This window comes from Halomonas sp. TA22 (genome assembly GCF_013009075.1).
Lineage (GTDB): Bacteria > Pseudomonadota > Gammaproteobacteria > Pseudomonadales > Halomonadaceae > TA22.
The window spans coordinates 2257241-2276637 of the sequence record NZ_CP053108.1; the positions used below are offsets into that span (position 1 = coordinate 2257241).

Sequence of the window (19397 nt, forward strand, 5' to 3'; positions counted from 1 at the left end):
TGCTGCAGTCCCAAAGGAAAGCGCCAATTAATCGGCAAGGGGCGCAGGAGAGCGCGGATGGCTTGTCTGTACGTGCGCTCGGCCACACGTGCGCAGTGCACCGCTAGCGGGGCGGTGTATCGTGAAGGGCCTTGTCGAGACGCTCGTTCAGACGGGCGATGCTAGCTTCGCCCTCCTTGCGCTCCTCGAGGCTCTGCAGCAGCTCATGGGTGATATTCAGTGCGGCCATGATGGCTACCTTCTCTGCGCCAAGCACCTTTCCGCGTGAATGGATGCCTTGCATGGCGCGATCGAGATAACGCGCCGCACGCTTGAGCGGCTCCTGCTCGCTTGGCTGACAGGCAATGACATAGGCCTGCCCCAGCAGCGTGATTTCAGTGGTGGGCCGGGTTTCATCGGTCATGGCGGGCTCCCGGATGGGCCAAGAATGGGGCAGATGGGTTAGGCTAGAGAGACGATCATAAGAGAGCCCCTTGCAGGCGGTCAACGCGGCATGTCGGCTCGCCTCTTTTCCATGGAAGACTCACATGTCATTGATTAACGATCGTTACGACTTTTCCGACGTCGCCGATACCTTCCTTCTGCACGGTAGCCTGCAGACCCCCGCCTTTCTGGATGGGCGCCTGGCGGCCATGCTGGCGCTGCACGATATCACGGCCGAGGCCTGGCTCGAGGACGTCTGCGCGGCGCTGGGTATCGAACAGCCGCATGACGAGGAGAGCGCCGCCGTGCTGCTAGGTTGGCGCCGCCAGAGTCTCGAGGCGCTCGTGGCCGCCGAACTCAATTACGAGCCGCTGCTGCCCGATGAGATCTACTCGCTGAGCGAGCGGGCGCGTGGCCTGCAGGAGTGGGCGCTAGGCTTCATCGAGGTGCTGGGCGAGGTCGACGCCTCGCGCCGCGAGGCGTGGTCCGTCAACCTGCGCGAGGCGTTGGACGATCTTGAAGTGCTGAGTGGCATCGATACCGAGCTCGAGGAGAGCAGCGAGAACGAGAACGATCTGTTTGCGCTCACCGAGCATGCGCGCATGGCGGCGATGCTGCTCTACACCGAGCAGCACCCCGGCAAGCCGCAGATCGAGCAGAGCAAGGTGCCGCACTGACTCATGCCCTACGATGCCGCTTCGACGATACCACCTGCCTACCGACCTTCCAGGAGAGCCGATGACCGCCAACGCCGCGCCGCGCCCCGCCCCGATAACGCTCGATGAGTATCGTGCACGCCGCCAGGCGCTGATGGCAGCCCTGTCGCCGAACAGTGCCGTGCTGTTGCCCTCAGCGTCGCTTGCGACCCGCTCCCGCGACAGCGACTACCCCTTTCGCCAGGACAGCGATTTTCACTACCTGACCGGCTTTCCCGAGCCGGAAGCCCTGCTGCTGCTGCTGCCAGGACGCAAGGAGGGCGAAACGGTACTGTTCTGTCAGGACAAGGATGCCACGCTGGAGGCGTGGACTGGGTTCCGTCTTGGGGCGGCCGGGGCCGTCGAGAGGTTCGGCATCGATCAGGCCTTCGAGAACAGCGAGCGGGAGGCGCGGCTGTCGGCACTGCTCGATGGCTGCGAGACGCTCTACCTGCCGCTGGACGATGCCGACAGCATGGCGCTGGCCGATTCGCTGCGCAGCGAGCTGCTCTCCCGCCAACGCCAGGGTGCCGTGGCGCCGCGCATGTTGGGCGATGTCGCCTCGCTCATCCACGAGCAGCGATTGATCAAGAGCGAGGCAGAACTGGCATTGATGCGCCATGCCGCCGCGATATCCGCCCTCGCCCACCGGCGCGCCATGCGCGTCGCGCGACCTGGCCTGTTCGAGTATCAACTGCAGGCGGAACTCGAGCATGAGTTCGCCTGGCACGGCGCATCCGCACCCGCCTACAGCAGCATTGTCGGGGGGGGAAGCAATGCCTGCGTGCTGCACTACATCGAGAATCGTGATGAGCTTCACGCAGGTGAGCTGGTACTGATCGACGCAGGCGCCGAATACGAACTCTATGCCGGTGACATTACTCGCACCTTCCCGGTCGATGGTCGCTTCACCGCCGCCCAGCGGGCGCTTTATGAGGTAGTGCTGAATGCCCAGATGCGCGCCGTGGAAGCGGTCTCCCCGGGCTCAACGCTTATGGCGATTCACCAGGGGGTAGTAGAGGACTTGACCCGCGGCCTGATCGAGCTCGGCCTGCTTGAGGGCGAACTCGAGAGCAATATCGAATCCGAGAGCTATCGCCGCTTCTACTTGCACTCGACGTCCCACTGGCTGGGGCTGGATGTGCATGACGTGGGAAGCTATCGGCTGGGCGGCGAGCCGCGGCGTCTGGTGCCGGGCATGGTACTGACCATCGAACCCGGTCTCTACATCCCCGATGAAGAAGATATACCTGCAGCCTTTCGCGGCATCGGTATCCGTATCGAGGATGACGTGGTGGTAAGCACCAGCGGACGCGAGGTGCTGACCGCCGCCGTGCCCAAGCAGCCTGACGATATCGAGGCACTAATGGCGGAAAAATGACCATATCGAAAGCAGTTGAAACGGTGATTACGTAAAATACGTAATAATAGACAAGGACAGTTTGCGAGACATGCCTAGAGAGGCTGCCTTGGAGTCAAGAGAGCATGCAGATACAGTCAATGTCGGTGGATATCGCCATAGTCGGTGGCGGTCTGGTAGGCGCCAGCCTGGCGGCGGCGCTGGCGCCGATCATGGCTCGCAACGCCCTGAAGGTTGCGGTGATCGAGGCGGCGACACTCTCCCGCAAGGCGCCGCAGTCCGAGTATCAGCCTAGTTTCGACGCCAGGGCGAGCGCCATCGCCCAAGGCTCCTGCGAGCATTTCAGAACCTTGGGGTTGTGGCCGGCCCTGGCCCAGCAGGCCGAGCCGATCCGCCAGATTCATGTCAGCGAGCGGGGGCGGCTCGGAGTGGCCCGATTGAGTGCCGAGGAGCTCTCGGTCGAGGCGCTGGGTTACGTAATACCCAATGTCTGGCTGGGGCGCGTCCTGCACCAGCGCCTGGCATCACTGGACTTGCGCTGGCACTGTCCGGCACGTGTCGAGAAGATGACCGCCACGCGAATGGGGCATCGATTGAAGCTCTCCAATGGCGAGGAGCTAGAGGCGGGGCTGACCATTCTGGCCGACGGAGGTCGCTCGGGGCTCAAGGAGCAGCTGGGAATTGCCAGTCGTGAGGCGCCCTACGAGCAGGTTGCGGTGATTGCCAATCTCGAAGTCAGCCGACCGCACGAGGGGGTGGCGTTCGAGCGTTTCACCACGCAGGGGCCACTTGCACTGCTGCCGCTGTCGGGCCAGCGCATGGAGCTGATCTGGACCCATCGGGCCGGTGACGAGGCGCAGACGCTGGCGCTTGAGGATGGAGACTTTCTGATGCGCCTTCAACACGCCTTTGGTGATCGCGCCGGACGCTTCCGGCGAGTGGGAACGCGCCACGCCTATCCGCTGTCGCTGGTCACTGCCATGGAGCCGGTGCGCCCCGGCCTGGCGGTACTGGGCAATGCCGCCCATGCCCTGCACCCGGTGGCGGGGCAGGGATTCAATCTGGCGCTGCGCGGGGTAATGGACCTGATCGCCGCCCTGGAGACGGCCGAGGCGCGCGGCAGCGCCTGGGGCAGCATGACGACCCTTGGTGATTTCGAGGCGCGACGTACCGCCGACCGACATAATGTCATTCGTTTCAGCGATGGGCTGATCCGGTTGTTCGGCATCGATCACCCGTTGCTGTCGCATGCCCGGGCCGCCGGCCTGGTGGGACTGAATCTGGTTGGACCGCTACGCCGCAGCCTGGCCAGGCGCGCGATGGGGATGGAAAGATAAGCGCCCCGCAAACGCAAATGTCCCGAAGCTATTTCTCCGGGACATTTGCGTTGTGTCGGATTAGAGATTGGATTTGGCGTTTTCGCTCTTGGCCGCCACGGCCTCTTCGCTTTGCTGAATGCGCTCTGGTTTGCCGGGCAACAGGGCATCGAGCAGTAACGCGGCAGCGGCGGCAGGTACGAGTCCAGATTTCAACAGCAGGCCGACCTGGCCAGGCAAGGTTTCGGAAATCGCTTCGACCGCCGGTAGCCCGATGCCCAGGCTCAGTGACACCGCAATGATCAGCATGGCGCGCTGGTCGAGCTCGCACTCCTTGATGATCTTCAATCCCGCCGAGGCGATCATGCCGAACATCACCACGCCGGCGCCGCCCAGAACAGCGTGAGGCATCGCTGCGACCAGTCCGCCCAGCTTGGGAAACAGCCCCATGGCGATCAGCAGCACGCCGCCGATGGTGACGACATGCCGGCTCACCACGCCAGTCAGGGTGATCAGGCCGACGTTCTGGGCATAGGCAGTATTGGGCAGGGTGTTGAAAACCGCAGCGAAGGAGGTCGCTACCCCGTCGGCCATCACTCCGCCGGAAAGCTCCTTGTCCTTGGCCGGGCGGCCGGCGCCGCCCATGGTGATCGCCGAGATATTGCCAATGGTTTCCAGGCCAACCACGAACATGATCAGCGTCATGCCGATGATCGCCGTCAGCGAGAACTCCATGCCGTAGACGAAGGGGCGGGGCAGGGCGAACCAGCTGGCTTCGGTGATCGAGTTGAAGTCGACCATGCCGAGCATGATGGCGACCAGATAACCGGCCGCCAGGCCGAGCAGGATCGAAGAGGCCTTGATGAAGCCACGGCCGTACTGATGGACGACAATGGTGATGACCAGCACGAACAGCGCCAGTCCCAGGTTGATGGGTGAGGCGAAATCGTCGCTGCCAACGCCGCCTGCCGCGTAGTTGAGGCCTACCGGCATCAGGGTGATGCCGATCAGCAGGACCACGATGCCGGTCACCACCGGCGAGAACCAGTGACGTATCTTCTTGAGAAAAGCCCCCAGCACTATCTGAAGCAGCCCGGCAACGAATGAGGCTCCCAGCACGGCGGGAAGCCCGAAGCCTGAGGCCAACGGCAGCGCCACCGGCAGAAAGCCGAAGCTGGTGCCCTGGACAATGGGCAGGCGCGAGCCGATGGGGCCCATGCCGATGGTCTGGATTAATGTCGAGAAGCCGGCCACGAACAGCGCAACCTGGATCAAAAATATCTGCTCGGCGGGATTGGCACCGATCACGCCTGCAATAATGATGGGAGGTGTCACGTTGCCGGCGAACATCGCCATGATGTGCTGCAGGCCGAGCGGGATCGCCTTGCCCAGCGGGGGCATGGCGTTGGGGTCCTGGTCTTGGGTATGGAGAGTGCGCGCACCCTGCGAGTCGTCATCCGGGGTCATGGGAGCCTCTGACAAGCTTTTTGTATACATTGCTTGGAGTATTAAGAGCAATAGACCCTAGCATGCTGTACACAAAGCAGTCATTAATGATGAACAGATTATGAAGAGGGGAATATTCGATAGCGGGACGCAGCGCTTGACCTGCAGCCGTGCGACAATTCCAGTGTAGACAAGTAAGGAGACAGCGATGCAGGCGGAAGTGATCGTCGTCGGTGGCGGTATGGTCGGCGCTACCCTGGCCGCTTTATTGGGGGAGGCCGGCGTGCGGGTCGGGGTGCTCGATGCACGCCTGACACCGCTGGTGGAAGCGCGCATTCCCGGCGAACGCCTGTCATTACGCGTCAGCGCTTTGACGCCGGTCTCGCAGCGCTTGCTGAACCACTTGCAGGTCTGGCCCTCGATGGCGGCCAGGCGCGTGACTCCCTATGCGGGTATGGAAGTATGGGACAGCCAGGGCAGCGGGCGCATCCGTTTCACCGCCGACCAGGCCGGCGTGGCCTGCCTTGGCCATATCGTCGAGAACGACATCACCCTGGCGGCCCTGGAGGCGCGCTTGGCGGAGTTGCCGAGCGTCGAGCAGTGGTATGACGCCAGGGTGACATCCATGCAGGGCGAGGCGCCGTTGCGCGAGCTCATCTTGGCCGACGGGCGCCGCTGCCAGGCACCGCTGGTCGTTGCTGCCGATGGGGCGCGCTCCTATCTTCGCGACCTGGCCGGCATCGATACCGCTGCCCGCGACACCGGACAGGTGGCCGTGGTGACCACGGTGCGGGTATCGCGCGGCCATGGCGGCGTGGCGCGCCAGGTCTTCCTGCCCACTGGACCCCTGGCTTTCCTGCCTCTCACCCTCAACGGTGATGCGCACTACTGCTCGATCGTCTGGTCGACCACGCCGGAGGAGGCCATGCGGCTAGGCGCACTTTCGCGGCAGGCGTTGGGAAATGAAATGGCCAGTGCCTTCGAGCACCGGCTGGGAGATGTCGAGGTGATCGACGAGGCGGTCAGCGTGCCACTGGTCCAGCGCCATGCGCGTGAATATGTGCAGCCAGGGCTGGCGTTGATCGGCGATGCGGCGCATAGCATCCATCCGCTGGCCGGACAGGGAGTGAACCTGGGATTGATGGACGCCGCGGTACTCGCCGAGGAGCTGCTCGAGGCGCGCCGGCGCGGGGCGTCGCTTGGCGACGAGCGGATCCTGTCGCGCTATGCCCGGCGTCGGCGTGGTGACAACGCCACTATGCTGACGCTGATGGATGGCTTTCGGCTGCTCTTCGGCACCGAGAATCCGGCGCTGCAACTGGCGCGCAATCTGGGACTCTCCGGCGTCGACCGCCTGACGCCGCTCAAACGCATGATCATGCGCCAGGCGGTCGGCGAGCGAGGGCGATTGCCTGCCTCCTGCCGCTGAGCGACAAGAGGCAAGGCGTGAAAGATTAGCCTGCGCGGGAGCGCGTCCCCAGGACGTTGAGCGCCTTCAACAGGTTGAGCGCCTCGCCGAGTTGGTAGTCGTCGCGTAGCCGTTCGCTGCCCTCGCGCCGCTCGCGGGCCTGTTCGCGGGAGCGCAGATGCCCTTCGAGGTCGGCCTCGCGCAGCTGCGGGCTACCATTCTCGGTGATCTCCAGGCGACCGCGGACAACTTCGACATCGGGCACGATGCCCTGGGCCTGGATCGAGCGGCCATCCGGCGTGTAGTAGAGCGCGGTGGTGAGCTTGAGCCCATCGCCGTTGCCCAGCGGCATGACCTGCTGCACGGAACCCTTGCCGAAGCTCTCGGTGCCCATCACCACCGCGCGCCGCTGATCCTGCAGGGCGCCGGCAACGATCTCCGCTGCCGAGGCGCTGCCACCATTGATCAGCACCACCATCGGCACATCGGGGGCGGCGGTATCGGCGGTCGCCGAGAAGCTCAGCTCGCTGTCCGTCAGCCGTCCTTCGGTATAGACGATCAGCCCGCTATCCAGGAACGCATCGGCCACCGCGACCGCTGCCTGCAGCACGCCACCGGGATTGTTGCGCAGGTCGAGGACCAGGCCGCTTAGCGGAGCATCCTGCTCCATGCTGGCCAGAGCGCGGCGCACCTGCTCGCCGGTGCGGTTCTGGAATTGGCTGACGCGCAGATAACCGTAGCCGGGTTCGAGCAGTTCGCTTCTGACACTTTCGCTACGGATGATCTCGCGGGTCAGCGTCAGTTCGCGGGGGGCTTCCTCGCCCCGGCGCATGATGGTGATGCGCAGCTCGCTGCCCGGCTCGCCACGCATCATGCCCACGGCCTCCTGCAACGACATGCGATCGGTTGAGGTGCCTTCGACGCGCAGGATGATGTCGCGCGCCTGTAGTCCTGCCCGCGCCGCCGGCGTGTCGTCGATGGGAGTGATGACGGTCAGCTGACCATCCTCGGTACCCACTTCGATGCCGATGCCGCCGAACTGCCCCTCGGTGGATTGGCGCAGGCTCTGGAACTCCTCGCTGTCGAGGTAGGCCGAGTGTGGATCGAGCTCGCTGAGCATGCCGCGCATGGCGTTGCGCAGCAAGGTGCTGTCATCGACCTCGTCGACATAGGCGCGCTTGATGCGTTCGAAGATCTCGGCGAAGGTCTGCACGTCTTCCACTGGGAGCCCGTCTCCCTCGTTCGGCGCAGCCAGGCTGTTAAGCGGCATCGACAGCAGTGCCAGCGAGACGGCCGAACCGAGGAGATGCTTGGTCAATTTGTCTAACATGCGGACTCCAGTGACAGTAAAACGCAGCGTTATGGCAGCATAGTCGCTGCGCTGCAAGATAATCCATAGCGCATCTTCTGTATGTGCATTGCTTCGACCGCGCAAATTCAGCGACGTGCGATCCAGGGCTGGGGGTCGATGGGGTCGCCGTTTCGGCGTACCTCGAAGTAGAGCGCCGGACGGTTGCGCCCCCCGGTGTTGCCTACCGCCCCCAAGGTGTCGCCAGAAGCGATCGCTTCTCCGGCCGCGACCGAGAAGTGCTGCAGATGCGCATGCAGCGTCATGATCTGATCGCCATGATCGACGATCAGCAGATTGCCGAAGCCGCGCATCCAGTCGGCGAATACCACCCGGCCGCCGTGCACGGCAGTCACGGGCGTGCCTTCCCGGGCCTCGATCAGGATGCCGTTACGGCTGACCCCGTCGCCGCTGCCGAAGGTCGAGGTCACGCTACCTTGGACCGGCCAGGGCAGATCGCCACGGGTCTGATCGATGGCAGTGGAGGGAGGTGGCCGCTCGAGCCGGGCCAGCTCCTCCTGGACCTCCCTGAGTACCCGCTCGGCACGGGCCCGGTCGGCATCGAGCGACGCGAGGCGCGCCTGCTCGCTCGAGAAGCGTGAATCGAGCTCGGCAACGAGCCGTTCGCGCTCGCGCATGCGGCTCGCCAGTTCGGCGCTGCGCTGCCCCAGCTCATCGCCGAGGTCGGCCAGTTGTCGATCGCGTTCGTCCAGCGCGCGGCGATTGCCAAGCAGATGTTCGTCGAGGGCGGCGATCGCATCCAGCCGCTCGTTGCGCGCCTGGGCCAGGCGGTTGAGGTAGGTCTGCAGGCGATCGAGACGGTAGGGGTCGTCCTGGTTCAGCAGCAGCTTGAGCTGCGGCGTCAGCCCCAGGCGATAGAGGGCGTCGAGCTGAGCATTGAGTGCGGCGACCTGCTCGCTGCGCTCCTCCTCGAGACGCTCGCGATGCTGCTCGAGCGAAGCAAGCTCGTCGGCGACCTCGCGGCGTTCGGCCTGCAGCGCATCGAGCCTGAGGTGAGTGTCGGCCAGGCGAGTCTCCACCTCGCGCAGCTCTCGGCTGGCATCGCCACGGGTGTCGCGGGTACTCTCCAGGCGCCGCGTGAGCGCCTGTATCTCGCTGCCGATGGCGTCGACACGGGCGCGGGCGTCTCGTTCGCTAGGCTGAGCGGCGAGCGATGGCGCCACGAGGATCAGCAACACTGCCAGCCACCCGCCTCTGCGATGTACTCTACTCACCGCCACCTCGGGGTCGCGAACGGGCTCACGAGAAGTCGATCAACACCTGGCCGGTCATCTCCTCGGGCACTGCCTCGCCCATCATGGCCAGCAGGGTCGGGGCGATGTCGCACAGGCGGCCATCATCGTGCAGCGTGATTCGGCGCTTGCCGACATAGACCAGCGGCACCTGGAAGGTGGTGTGCGCGGTCTGCGGGTTGCCGGTCTCGGGGTGCACCATCTGTTCGGCGTTGCCGTGGTCGGCGGTCACCAGGCACTCGCCACCGACACGCTCGATGGCTTCGACCACGCGTCCCAGGCAGGTATCGACGGCCTCGATCGCCTGGACTGCGGCGTCGAAATTGCCGGTATGGCCGACCATGTCGCCATTGGCGTAGTTGCACACGATCAGGTCGAACTTGCCCGAGTCGATTGCCTCGACCAGGGTGTCGGTCAACTCGAATGCGCTCATCTCGGGCTTCTCGTCATAGGTCTTGACGTCCTGGGGCGAGGGGATCAGGGCGCGGGTCTCGCCGACGTATTCGTTCTCGCGGCCGCCGGAAAAAAAGAAGGTGACGTGGGCGTACTTCTCGGTTTCGGCGATGCGCAGCTGGGTCTTGCCATACTGCTCGACCACCTCCCCAAGGGTATTGTGCAGCTCGTTCGGCGGGAAAGCCGCCGGCGCGGCGATATCGGCGGCGTACTGGGTCAGCATCACCAGGCCATCGCCGGCAAGCCTGGGGCGTGCCTGCCGGGTGAAACCGCTGAAGTCGTCATCGGTAAAGGCGCGGGTCAGCTCGCGGGCGCGATCGGCACGGAAGTTGAGGAACAGTGCGGCATCGCCATCCTCGATCTCCACTGCACGGCCGGCGGGACGTACGCTGGTCGCGGCAACGAACTCGTCGTTCTCGCCCCGCTCATAGGCGGCGGCGAGGCCTGCCTCGGCACTCTCGACGACATGTTCGCCCTCGCCCTGGGTGACCAGGCGGTAGGCCTTCTCGACGCGGTTCCAGCGATTGTCGCGATCCATGGCAAAGTAGCGACCGATGATCGAGGCGACGAAGCCATTCTCATGGCCCACCAGCTCGGCGAGCTTGGCGTTGGCGCGCTCAAGGGAGGCAAGGGCGCTCTTGGGCGCGGTATCGCGGCCATCGAGAAAGGCATGCAGATAGATCCGCTTGGCGCCGCGGCTGGCGGCAAGCTCCGCCATCGCCAGGATATGATCTTCATGGCTGTGAACGCCACCCGGGGAGAGCAGGCCCAGCAGATGCACGGCGTGCCCTGACGCGACGGCGGCATCGATGGGCGTGGTCAGGATGGGATTGGAGGCCAGTTCGCCATCCTCGATCGCCTTGGTGATACGCGTGAAGTCCTGATAGACGATGCGCCCGGCGCCGAGGTTCATGTGTCCGACTTCGGAGTTGCCCATCTGCCCATCGGGCAGGCCAACGTGCCGGCCGTCGGTATTCAACAGGCTATGCGGATAGTCGCGCTTCAGGCGGTCCATCACCGGGGTGATGGCGGCGGCCACGGCATTGGCGGTGGGATCTGCGTTATGGCCGTAGCCATCGAGAATGATCAGTGCCACCGGACGTGGTGCTGCGGAATTATCGGACATGCGATTGCCTCCTTGATAAGGTCGCGGCTTGGCGGGAATACAGGGCACACCCATGGTCGCGACGCACGACTCCTTAGGGCATCATATCGCACGGCGATAGCGGGCGTCAGCCAGCGCACTCGCTACCGGACGCGCCGTTCAGGCTTGTGTATACTGGGCGCCGCCCGGCGCAACCGATGCCGGTTTGGCCAGGCTATCATTCGGCGTTATCAACACGCCTCCGGTGTTATTCAACAAGAGTTATTCGGAGCCATGATCGATCAGCTGTTCGAATTCGTGCAAAACCATCCGCTGCTGGTAGGTGCCTTCCTGCTGGTATTGACCGCCTGGATCGCCTATGAGGTGAAGGGCAGCAGCGCCAGCGGCGTGACGTCCAGCGAGGCCACTCAGCTGATCAATCGTGAAGACGCCATCGTAGTCGATATCCGCGAGGCGAACGACTTCAAGGCGGGTCACATCGCGGGTGCCAGAAACATCCCTCAGAGCCGCCTCGACGACCGCATCACTGAGCTCGAGAAGTCGAAGGCCAAGCCGATCATCGTGGTCTGCAAGCATGGGCAGTCCTCGGGCATGGCCCAGGCCAAATTGACCAAGGCCGGCTTCGAGCGCGTCTACAAGCTCAGAGGTGGCATGATGCAGTGGCAGACCGACGGGCTGCCGCTGGTGAAGAAATAGTAACGCCTTACACACTCACGACAGGCAGTTAAGGAAATTTCAGCATGGCCGAAGAGAACAATCAGACCGAAGCTGGTGCTCAGGGCGCCGGCCAGCAGAACTCGCCGCAGGTACAGTTCTCGCTGCAGCGGATCTACGTCAAGGATATCTCCTTCGAGTCGCCGAACGCGCCGGCGGTATTCCAGCAGCCGTTCAAGCCCAAGGTCGGCCTCGATCTGAACACCACCAGCAGCCAGATCGGTGACGATACCTACGAGGTGGTGGTCAAGGTCACGGCTCAGGTGTCGCACAGCGAATCGGGCCAGACCTCGTTTCTGGTCGAGGTCGAGCAGGCCGGCATGTTCCGCATTGGCGGCCTCGAAGGGCAGCAGCTCGAGCACACCCTGGGCGCGTTCTGCCCCAACGTGCTGTTCCCCTACGCCCGCGAGTGCATCGACAACCTGGTCAGCCGTGGTGGCTTCCCGCCGCTGATGCTGGCGCCGGTCAACTTCGAGGCGATGTACGCCCAGAAGAAGAAGCGTGAAAGCCAGGCCAGCCCGACCGAGCAGTAAGCGCTCGCCGCCTCAGCGCGTTGCGCGAGGTTTGGCATGAGCGGCCCGCGTATACACGTCGCCGCCGACTTCACCGTCGGCGGCGACGTCGTGTTGCCCGAAGGGCCGGCGGGACATGTGGCGCGGGTGCTGCGTATGCGCGAAGGCGCGACGCTCACCCTGTTCGACGGTCATGGCCAAGAGGCGCAAGCGGTGCTGGTCGAGGCGGGTCGCAAACGTGTGGTGGTGCGCATCGAGTCGACGGCCAGTGGCCGGGGCGAATCACCGCTTGCGGTACATCTCGGCCAGGCAATCTCCAAGGGCGATCGCATGGATTACGCGATCCAGAAAGCCGTCGAATTGGGTGTCGCCGTTATTACCCCGCTCTATACCGAGCATGGCGACGTGCGGCTCAAAGGCGAACGTGAGATGAAAAAACTCGCTCACTGGCAGGGCGTGGCGGCGAGTGCCTGCGAGCAGTGCGGACGCGCCACGATCCCGCCCATTCTTCCCCCGCAGCTACTCGACGACTGGCTGGCCGAACGCGACGAGCCGCTGCGTCTGGTACTGCACCCTGCCACCGACGGCGCCTTCGAGACGGCCGAGACGCCTGCCGGCGTTGCGCTGTTGATCGGCCCGGAAGGGGGGCTATCCCGCGGCGAAGTCGATGCCGCTCAGGCCGCCGGCTTCTCTCCTCTTACCCTTGGCCCGCGCATCCTGCGCACTGAAACCGCTCCTGTGGTAGCGCTCTCTCTGTTGCAGTATCGATTTGGTGATATTTAGCTGGCGTTGGGCTTCCTTAACCTTGAGTGATTTTGTCATGTCTGATGCATCACGGGATCGAACCCACCGCGACGCGCCAACAGCCGAGGTCGGCCAGGTGGCCTACCTCGAGGTGGTCACGGTCAACGATACCGGCGCCTTCCTCGCCTGGGGCAGGCCCAAGGATCTGCTGCTGCCCTATGGCGAACAGCGCTTTCGTCCCACCCTAGGCAAGCGGGTGCTGGTGATGATCAACGTCGATGACCGTGGGCGTCCGGTGGCCTCGCAACGCCTCGACCGCTTCATCAAGGATGAGGCCGAAGGGCTCGCCGCGGGCGATGGGGTGACGCTGGTGATCGCCGAGCGTACCGATCTGGGGCTCAAGGCGGTGGTCAATCATCGCTACTGGGGCGTGCTCTACCAAGACGAACTGACTCGCATGCCTCGGCGCGGCGATCGCCTGCAGGGGTATGTGAAACGTGTGCGCGACGACGGCCGGCTCGATCTCGCGCTGCTGCCACCGGGCTCGGCGCGCCTCGATGTGGTCGGCGACAAGGTGCTGGCCGTGCTTACCCGTGCAGGGGGGTACCTGGCACTCTCCGACAAGAGTGCGCCCGAGGAGATCAAGGCGCGGTTGGGGGTGAGCAAGAGCGCCTTCAAGCAGGCGATCGGGCGTCTCTACAAGCAGCGCCGCATCGTGATCGAGGAGGCGGGTATTCGCCTGGTCGAAGAGGGCGAGCAGGGGTAGTCGACCGCTTGGTCTCCCCTTCGGGCTGCGTCATACTGCGCTCATCATTTCCCATTGTGGACTACGAATCGATGAGCGAACGCGCACTCAAGGTGGGTGTGGTGATGGACCCCATCGCCGACATCGCCTACAAGAAAGACACTACCCTGGCCATGCTGTGGGCCATCCAGGAGCGTGGCTGGTCGCTCTCCTATCTGGAGCAGGAGGATCTATTCCTGCACGATGGCCGTGCCTTCGGCCGCATGCGCGATCTCGAGGCGTTCCGCGATCCTGACTGCTGGTATCGCCTCGGCGAACCCAAGCCGACAGCGCTTTCCGAGCTTGACGTGATCCTGATGCGCAAGGACCCGCCGGTCGACAGCCACTTCCTCAATGCCGTGCACCTGCTCGGGTTTGCCGAACGCGAGGGGGTGCTGGTGGTCAATCCCACCCGGGCGCTGCTCGAGTGCAACGAGAAGCTGTTTGCCCAGCAATTTCCGCAGTGCTGCGTGCCGAGTACGGTGTCGTGCAGCGAGCCGGTGCTGCGAGCCTTCCATGCCGAGCACAACGACGTAATCTTCAAGCCGCTGGATGGCATGGGCGGTACCGGGATCTTCCATGTCCAGCCCGAGGGTCGCAACCTCGGCGCGATCATCGAGACACTCACCGAGCGTGGCCAACGCCAGATCATGGCGCAGCGCTACATCCCCGAGATCAGCGAAGGGGATACCCGTATTCTTCTGGTCGATGGCGAGCCGGTGCCCTACGGCCTGGCGCGGGTGCCGATGGCCGGCGAGACACGCGGCAACCTGGCCGCTGGCGGCCGCGGAGTGAGTCGCGAATTGACCGCTCGCGACTACTGGCTGATCGAACAGGTCCAGCCGATGATCCGCGAGAAGGGGCTGATGTTCGTCGGTCTCGACGTGATCGGCGACTACATCACCGAGATCAACGTGACCAGCCCCACCTGCGTGCGCGAGATCGACGACCAGCGCGGTACCGACATCGCAGGCCTGCTGATGGAGGCCATCGAACGTCGCGTGGCTGGGCAGCGATCTGCCTGAGCTGAGTGAGCGAGATAGCGCGCCAATGGCCTCTTCGCTGGGCGATCCGATTCGCTACGCCCCGGTCACCCGATCACATCGTCGATTGCTCGCCTGGGCGCTGGCACTGCTGTTGCATCTGGCGCTGATTGGCCTATTTGCAGGCTGGACGCTTGTGCCCGAGCTGGCTGACCCTGTGCGTGAGCGGCGCAGCCTCGATGTCGTTCTGGTTGGCCAGGCTGCCTCTGAGCCAGTCGAGGCGGAGGCGATCGCCGAGGCCAGCCAGCACTCACTTGGCGAGCAGGCGCGGGAGCCTGGCGAGGTGCTCGCCCCCTCTTTTCCCCAGCCTGCCCCCGCGCGCGCTTCTCTCCCATCTTCTCTTCCGCAGCCTTCTCACCCACCGCTGCCCGACCTCGTTACGGCCGAGCAGGCCAGGGAAGCGATGCCTGCAACACGCGTGGCGCTGGCCCTGGCGGATGTGGGCCTCGCCCTGCCGCGCCTCGACTCACGGCCCCTGGATGCTGAGGCAAGCGAGACAACAAGCGTGCACCGTGCCGTGCAGCATGCCGCGGCGGTGCCTGACGATAGGCGTCAGCAGGCGGCCCGCGAGGCGGCGGAGGCGCGCTATGTCGAGGCTTGGACAAGGCGCATCGAGGAGTACGGCAATCACGACTACCCGGTTCCGGCACGGCTGCAGGGCGAAGTGCGAATTCGTGTCGTGATTGGCCACGACGGGGAGCTACGGCAGGCAGAGGTGGTACAATCGTCGCATCATCCCGAAATCGATCGGGTAGCGATGGCGACCGTGCAAGGCGCGGCACCCTATCCCCGCTTCGATCGCGGCATGGAAGCGCTAGACTCGCTCTCCATCACTCGCGTCTGGCGTTTCGGGAACGGCAACGATTTCGGCGTGCAATAGGGGCGGTCACGGCCCTGACGCCCGGGAGGCCCATGCAAAGTTTGAGAAACCACTTTCTTCTGGCGATGCCTCATCTCGAGGATCCCCACTTCGCCGGTAGCCTGAGCTACCTGTGCGATTATGACGAACACGGCACCATGGGCGTGATTGTCAATCGTCCTCTTGAGTTGATGCTGGACACCCTGTTCGAGCAACTCGAGCTTAGCGGCGATGAAAGCCCGCACCGCTCGGCTCCGGTCTACTTCGGCGGCCCTGTGCACAAGGATCGTGGCTTTATTCTCCACCGTGGCAGTGCCGCGGCCTGGGACTCCAGCCTGCAGGTCGGCGACGATATCGCGCTGACCACTTCCATGGACGTGCTCAAGGCGCTGGCCGATGGCACCGGTCCCGAGCATTTTCTGGTCTGCCTGGGGTGCTGCGGCTGGGAGGCCGGCCAGCTCGAGAATGAGCTCAAGGAGAATACCTGGCTGACCATCGAGGCCCAGGCCAGCATTCTGTTCGATGTGCCGCCGGAGCAGCGGCTGCAGGCGGCTGCCGGAAGTCTCGGCGTCGACCTGAACCTGATGAGCCGTGAGGCCGGCCACAGCTGATGGCGGGACAGCGCCTGATCCTGGCCTTCGACTTCGGCACCCGGCGCATCGGGGTGGCGGTGGGCAACGAGATGATCGGCCGGGCCACGGCGCTGGAGCCCTTGCCGGCCCGTGACGGCATTCCCGACTGGCGGGTGATCACACGGCTGGTGGAGGAATGGAAGCCGGACCTGTTCGTGGTTGGCCTGCCGCTCAACATGGACGGCAGCGAATCGGAGATGAGCACCCGGGCGCGCAAGTTCGGCAAGCGTCTCTATGGGCGCTTCGGCAAGCCCTGCGAGATGGTCGACGAACGGGGTTCGACCCGCGAGGCCAAGGAGATCGCCCGTGCGGCCGGGCATCGGGGCAATTATCGCGAAGCGGGGGTCGATGGCCTGGCCGCGCAGCTGATTCTGGAGAGCTACTTCGCCTCGCTCGAAGGGTTGCCGCCGCGCTGAGCCACGGCATGCGGGGGTACACCCGCACCGTAGTCGGCAGTGCGGGAGGAGGAGCCGGAGTAGTGCTTGGCGAAGTCCTTGACCGTGATGCAGGTATAGGTCTCGATAAAGTCGGCCAGGGTCGCAAGGCTTGCAAAGCGCTCCTCGAACTCCTCCCTGCTACCCTCCCGACACCGGATCACCCTGGCGCGATAGCGCTCGCCCACGGTGGAGAGCGTGACGGTGGCGTGTCGCTCCCCCTCCTGCTTCTCGACGGTTAGCGTCTCATGCTTGGCAAGCAGATCGCCAAGCACTCGGCCCGCGACGATATCGTCCCACGACGCCCAGAGCTCCTGATCGCGGTCGCCATACTGATAGAGAATGGCGACCAGCAGTGCCGAGAACACTGCGCTGATCAACATCCAAGTGATTTCGGTATTGGAGAGCGAGGCGAAGAAAACCAGCAGCAGCTGCCCCACTACCGCCGCGCCCAGTACGAAGGCCAGCGGCCGCCATACGCGGGGGTTGAGAAAGCCCTTCTTCAGCGTGTAGCCCCATAGTCCAACCACCGCCATGCCCCCGATGCCGAGCTGTACCAGCGACAGCAGCGAGCCGCCTCCCATCAACAGAGCGACCACCCCCAATAGCACCAGCAGGCTGTAGAAGGCACCCAGCGAGATATATGCGCGATTCATGTTCATTGGCCCCACATCCTCCGTTACGACCGACAATGGCTGTTGTTGTTGGCTGACGTCGTATTGGCAGTCTGGCATATTTCTCGCCGCACATGGGTTATGCAATGGTCATACGGAGCCTTCGGCGATCATAGTTGCCGGTCGTCGACGCCGGTCTTGCTTGGCACGAACCAGCGCACGTCGCGCAGATCCTTCTCGATCAGCTCCTCGACCTCGAGCAGTGTGGCAAATATCGCCATGCGCACCGGAATGCCGTTGTCGGTCTGGCGAAAGATCGCCAGGCGCGGGTCGCCATTGAGGTTGACGCTGAGGTCGTTGGCGCCGGGGCGGCTGTCGCGGGGAAGCGGATGCATGACGATAGTGGTGGGCGAGCAGCACTGATCGAGAAAGGCGCGCTCGACGATGAAATCCTGGGAGATGCCGGCGAAGCTCTCGGACATCTCGTCTGTGAAGCGCTCACGCTGGATACGCGTGGTGTAGACCACATCGAGATCGGAGAAGTCGCTTGCCAGGCTCTCGCGCTGCTCGACGCGGTGGCCTCGCGAGACGACCATATCGACGAGATGGCTCGGCATCTCGAGTCCCGGCGGCGAGACCAGCGTGATGCGCATGGGATCGTAGAGCGACAGCAGCTTGATCAGCGAGTGCACGGTACGCCCGTACTTGAGATCGCCGGTCATCAGCAGGTGGGCACCTGCCAGGCGCTTGCCGAGCCGGGTGAACTCCTTGTCGATGGTGTAGAGGTCGAGCAGCGCCTGGCTGGGGTGCTCGCCGGGGCCGTCGCCGCCGTTGATCACCGGCACGTTGGTGGCCTGGGCAAACTCGGCCACCGAGCCCTGGTCCGGGTGGCGCATGACGATGGCATCCACATAGCCGCCCATCACCCGGCTGGTGTCATAGAGCGACTCGCCTTTGGCCATCGACGAAAAGGTGAACCCGGTGGTGTCGCATACGCTGCCGCCCAGACGGCAGAAGGCGGCATTGAAACTGATGCGCGTGCGTGTACTGGCCTCGAAGAACAGGTTGCCGAGCACCGCCCCCTCCAGCACCCGAGTCACTTTTCTGCGCTGGGCAATCGGCTCCATGCGGGCGGCGACGCGCAGCAGGTGATCGACGTGTTCGCGGGAGAGAGAATCGACGGAGAGCAGGTGGGATGTCATCGGAGCCTCGCAGAGCGACAAGGAAGTGGCCGCTAGTGTAACCGGCAATTCACCGGGCATCACGGGCTGTGACGATGAGATGCACGCTCATGCTTGTGATCTGCAACCAGGCTCTTCTATCTTTCATAAAGGTTGACGGCGTCAGGGAGTTGGCGCCGGTTCATTACGTGTGACAAAGGAGTGCAAGCACATGAGCGATCAGAACCAACCACCGCAGCATCAAGACAAGCAGCCCGGCGAAGAGCATGAGATGCGGCCCGAGCCGGAGTACATCCGCGCAAGCTACCGCGGCAGCGACAAGCTCAAGGGCAAGGTGGCGATAATTACTGGCGGTGACAGCGGCATCGGTCGTGCGGTGGCGGTGCACTACGCCCGTGAAGGGGCAGATAGCGTCATCGTCTATCTCGACGAGCAGCGTGATGCTGAGGACACCCAGGCGCTGATCGAGGCCGAAGGCCGGCGCTGCCTGCTGATCAAGGGCGATGTCGGCGAGGCGTCGTTCTGTCGCGAAGTGGTCGACAAGGCCCTGGAGACCTTCGGCAAGATCGATATCGTGGTCAACAACGCCGCCGAGCAGTATGACTGGGACGACATCACCGATATTCCCGACGATCAGTTGCAACGCACCTTCCAGACCAACATCTTCAGCCATTTCTACATGATCAAGGCGGCGCTGCCGCACATGCGCGAGGGGGGGGCGATCATCGCCAGCTCCTCGATCAACGCCTTCAAGGGCAATCCGTCACTGATCGACTACAGCGCGACCAAGGGCGCCATCCAAGGCTTGATCCGCTCGCTGGCAATCCCGCTGGTCAGCAAGGGGATTCGCATCAATGCCGTGGCGCCCGGCCCGGTGTGGACGCCGCTAATTCCGGCCAGCTTCGATGAAGAAAAAGTCGCGAGCTTTGGCGACCAGGTGCCGATGGGACGTGCGGCCCAGCCCAGCGAGATGGGCCCGGCCTATGTCTATCTGGCCTGCGAGGACTCCTCCTACATGACCGGCCAGACGATGCACCTCAATGGCGGCGTGGTGCTCAATACCTGACACGCCG

General features: G+C 64.1%; 20 protein-coding genes. 13 read left to right on the top strand and 7 right to left on the bottom strand.

Annotated features, from left to right (window positions below; genetic code table 11):
• Positions 1–103: 103 nt before the first annotated feature.
• Positions 104–403 (bottom strand): cell division protein ZapA, encoded by a 300-nt coding sequence (locus HJD22_RS10525; RefSeq protein ID WP_208655295.1) that lies wholly within the window; start codon positions 401–403, stop codon positions 104–106.
• Between the two features lie 124 nt (positions 404–527).
• On the opposite strand from HJD22_RS10525, the gene HJD22_RS10530 reads away from it, so the two are divergent.
• The 3 genes from HJD22_RS10530 to ubiH all read left to right on the top strand — a co-directional run bounded on the left by HJD22_RS10530 (position 528) and on the right by ubiH (position 3815).
• A complete protein-coding gene (locus HJD22_RS10530; RefSeq protein WP_208655294.1) occupies positions 528–1100 on the top strand; it encodes a UPF0149 family protein in 573 nt (190 codons plus the stop codon).
• A 61-nt stretch (positions 1101–1161) separates the two neighbouring features.
• On the top strand, positions 1162–2499 hold the full coding sequence (gene pepP / locus HJD22_RS10535) for a Xaa-Pro aminopeptidase (protein WP_208655293.1): 1338 nt from the start codon (positions 1162–1164) through the stop codon (positions 2497–2499).
• A 104-nt stretch (positions 2500–2603) separates the two neighbouring features.
• Positions 2604–3815: a 2-octaprenyl-6-methoxyphenyl hydroxylase gene (ubiH, locus tag HJD22_RS10540; RefSeq protein WP_208655292.1), complete on the top strand. Its 1212-nt coding sequence runs from the start codon at positions 2604–2606 to the stop codon at positions 3813–3815.
• A gap of 60 nt (positions 3816–3875) precedes the next feature.
• On the opposite strand, the gene HJD22_RS10545 is transcribed toward ubiH, so the two are convergent.
• Complete coding sequence (locus HJD22_RS10545; RefSeq protein WP_208655291.1) at positions 3876–5261, bottom strand: uracil-xanthine permease family protein; 1386 nt, start codon at positions 5259–5261, stop codon at positions 3876–3878.
• A gap of 187 nt (positions 5262–5448) precedes the next feature.
• Here HJD22_RS10545 and HJD22_RS10550 point away from each other — a divergent pair, with 187 nt between their 5' ends.
• Complete coding sequence (locus HJD22_RS10550; protein WP_208655290.1) at positions 5449–6669, top strand: UbiH/UbiF/VisC/COQ6 family ubiquinone biosynthesis hydroxylase; 1221 nt, start codon at positions 5449–5451, stop codon at positions 6667–6669.
• Positions 6670–6694: 25 nt separating this feature from the next.
• Here the strand turns inward: HJD22_RS10550 and HJD22_RS10555 are convergent, their stop codons facing one another.
• The 3 genes from HJD22_RS10555 to gpmI form a co-directional block, all read right to left on the bottom strand.
• Positions 6695–7978 carry a S41 family peptidase gene (locus HJD22_RS10555; RefSeq protein ID WP_208655289.1) on the bottom strand — a complete coding sequence of 428 codons (1284 nt, stop codon included), beginning with the start codon at positions 7976–7978 and terminating at the stop codon, positions 6695–6697.
• A gap of 107 nt (positions 7979–8085) precedes the next feature.
• Positions 8086–9195 carry a peptidoglycan DD-metalloendopeptidase family protein gene (locus tag HJD22_RS10560; RefSeq protein WP_340163042.1) on the bottom strand — a complete coding sequence of 370 codons (1110 nt, stop codon included), beginning with the start codon at positions 9193–9195 and terminating at the stop codon, positions 8086–8088.
• Positions 9196–9256: 61 nt separating this feature from the next.
• Positions 9257–10828: a 2,3-bisphosphoglycerate-independent phosphoglycerate mutase gene (gpmI, locus tag HJD22_RS10565; RefSeq protein ID WP_208655288.1), complete on the bottom strand. Its 1572-nt coding sequence runs from the start codon at positions 10826–10828 to the stop codon at positions 9257–9259.
• A 252-nt stretch (positions 10829–11080) separates the two neighbouring features.
• On the opposite strand from gpmI, the gene HJD22_RS10570 reads away from it, so the two are divergent.
• The 8 genes from HJD22_RS10570 to ruvX all read left to right on the top strand — a co-directional run bounded on the left by HJD22_RS10570 (position 11081) and on the right by ruvX (position 16511).
• The gene (locus tag HJD22_RS10570; protein ID WP_208655287.1) at positions 11081–11503 is read left to right on the top strand and encodes a rhodanese-like domain-containing protein; all 423 of its coding nucleotides are present in this window, start codon (positions 11081–11083) and stop codon (positions 11501–11503) included.
• Positions 11504–11547: 44 nt separating this feature from the next.
• Positions 11548–12054, top strand: a complete 507-nt coding sequence (secB, locus tag HJD22_RS10575; protein WP_208655286.1) for a protein-export chaperone SecB — start codon at positions 11548–11550, stop codon at positions 12052–12054.
• Between the two features lie 36 nt (positions 12055–12090).
• Positions 12091–12816 carry a 16S rRNA (uracil(1498)-N(3))-methyltransferase gene (locus HJD22_RS10580; protein WP_208655285.1) on the top strand — a complete coding sequence of 242 codons (726 nt, stop codon included), beginning with the start codon at positions 12091–12093 and terminating at the stop codon, positions 12814–12816.
• A 37-nt stretch (positions 12817–12853) separates the two neighbouring features.
• Positions 12854–13543: a S1 RNA-binding domain-containing protein gene (locus tag HJD22_RS10585; protein WP_208655284.1), complete on the top strand. Its 690-nt coding sequence runs from the start codon at positions 12854–12856 to the stop codon at positions 13541–13543.
• A gap of 71 nt (positions 13544–13614) precedes the next feature.
• A complete protein-coding gene (gene gshB, locus HJD22_RS10590; protein WP_208655283.1) occupies positions 13615–14586 on the top strand; it encodes a glutathione synthase in 972 nt (323 codons plus the stop codon).
• A gap of 25 nt (positions 14587–14611) precedes the next feature.
• Positions 14612–15484 (top strand): energy transducer TonB, encoded by an 873-nt coding sequence (locus HJD22_RS10595; protein WP_208655282.1) that lies wholly within the window; start codon positions 14612–14614, stop codon positions 15482–15484.
• Between the two features lie 32 nt (positions 15485–15516).
• A complete protein-coding gene (locus HJD22_RS10600; RefSeq protein WP_208655281.1) occupies positions 15517–16074 on the top strand; it encodes a YqgE/AlgH family protein in 558 nt (185 codons plus the stop codon).
• Positions 16074–16511: a Holliday junction resolvase RuvX gene (gene ruvX / locus HJD22_RS10605; protein ID WP_208655280.1), complete on the top strand. Its 438-nt coding sequence runs from the start codon at positions 16074–16076 to the stop codon at positions 16509–16511. The genes HJD22_RS10600 and ruvX overlap by 1 nt, the downstream gene beginning before the upstream one ends.
• Here the strand turns inward: ruvX and HJD22_RS10610 are convergent.
• Both HJD22_RS10610 and HJD22_RS10615 read right to left on the bottom strand, forming a co-directional pair.
• Entirely contained in the window at positions 16475–17185 is a 711-nt protein-coding gene (locus HJD22_RS10610; protein WP_208655279.1) for a hypothetical protein, read from the bottom strand. The two genes, ruvX and HJD22_RS10610, sit on opposite strands and share 37 nt — an antisense overlap.
• A 128-nt stretch (positions 17186–17313) precedes the next feature.
• The gene (locus HJD22_RS10615) at positions 17314–18345 is read right to left on the bottom strand and encodes an aspartate carbamoyltransferase (RefSeq protein ID WP_208655278.1); all 1032 of its coding nucleotides are present in this window, start codon (positions 18343–18345) and stop codon (positions 17314–17316) included.
• A gap of 190 nt (positions 18346–18535) precedes the next feature.
• Between HJD22_RS10615 and HJD22_RS10620 the strand changes: the two genes are divergently transcribed.
• Positions 18536–19390 carry an SDR family oxidoreductase gene (locus HJD22_RS10620; protein WP_208655277.1) on the top strand — a complete coding sequence of 285 codons (855 nt, stop codon included), beginning with the start codon at positions 18536–18538 and terminating at the stop codon, positions 19388–19390.
• The last annotated feature ends 7 nt before the right edge of the window (positions 19391–19397 follow it).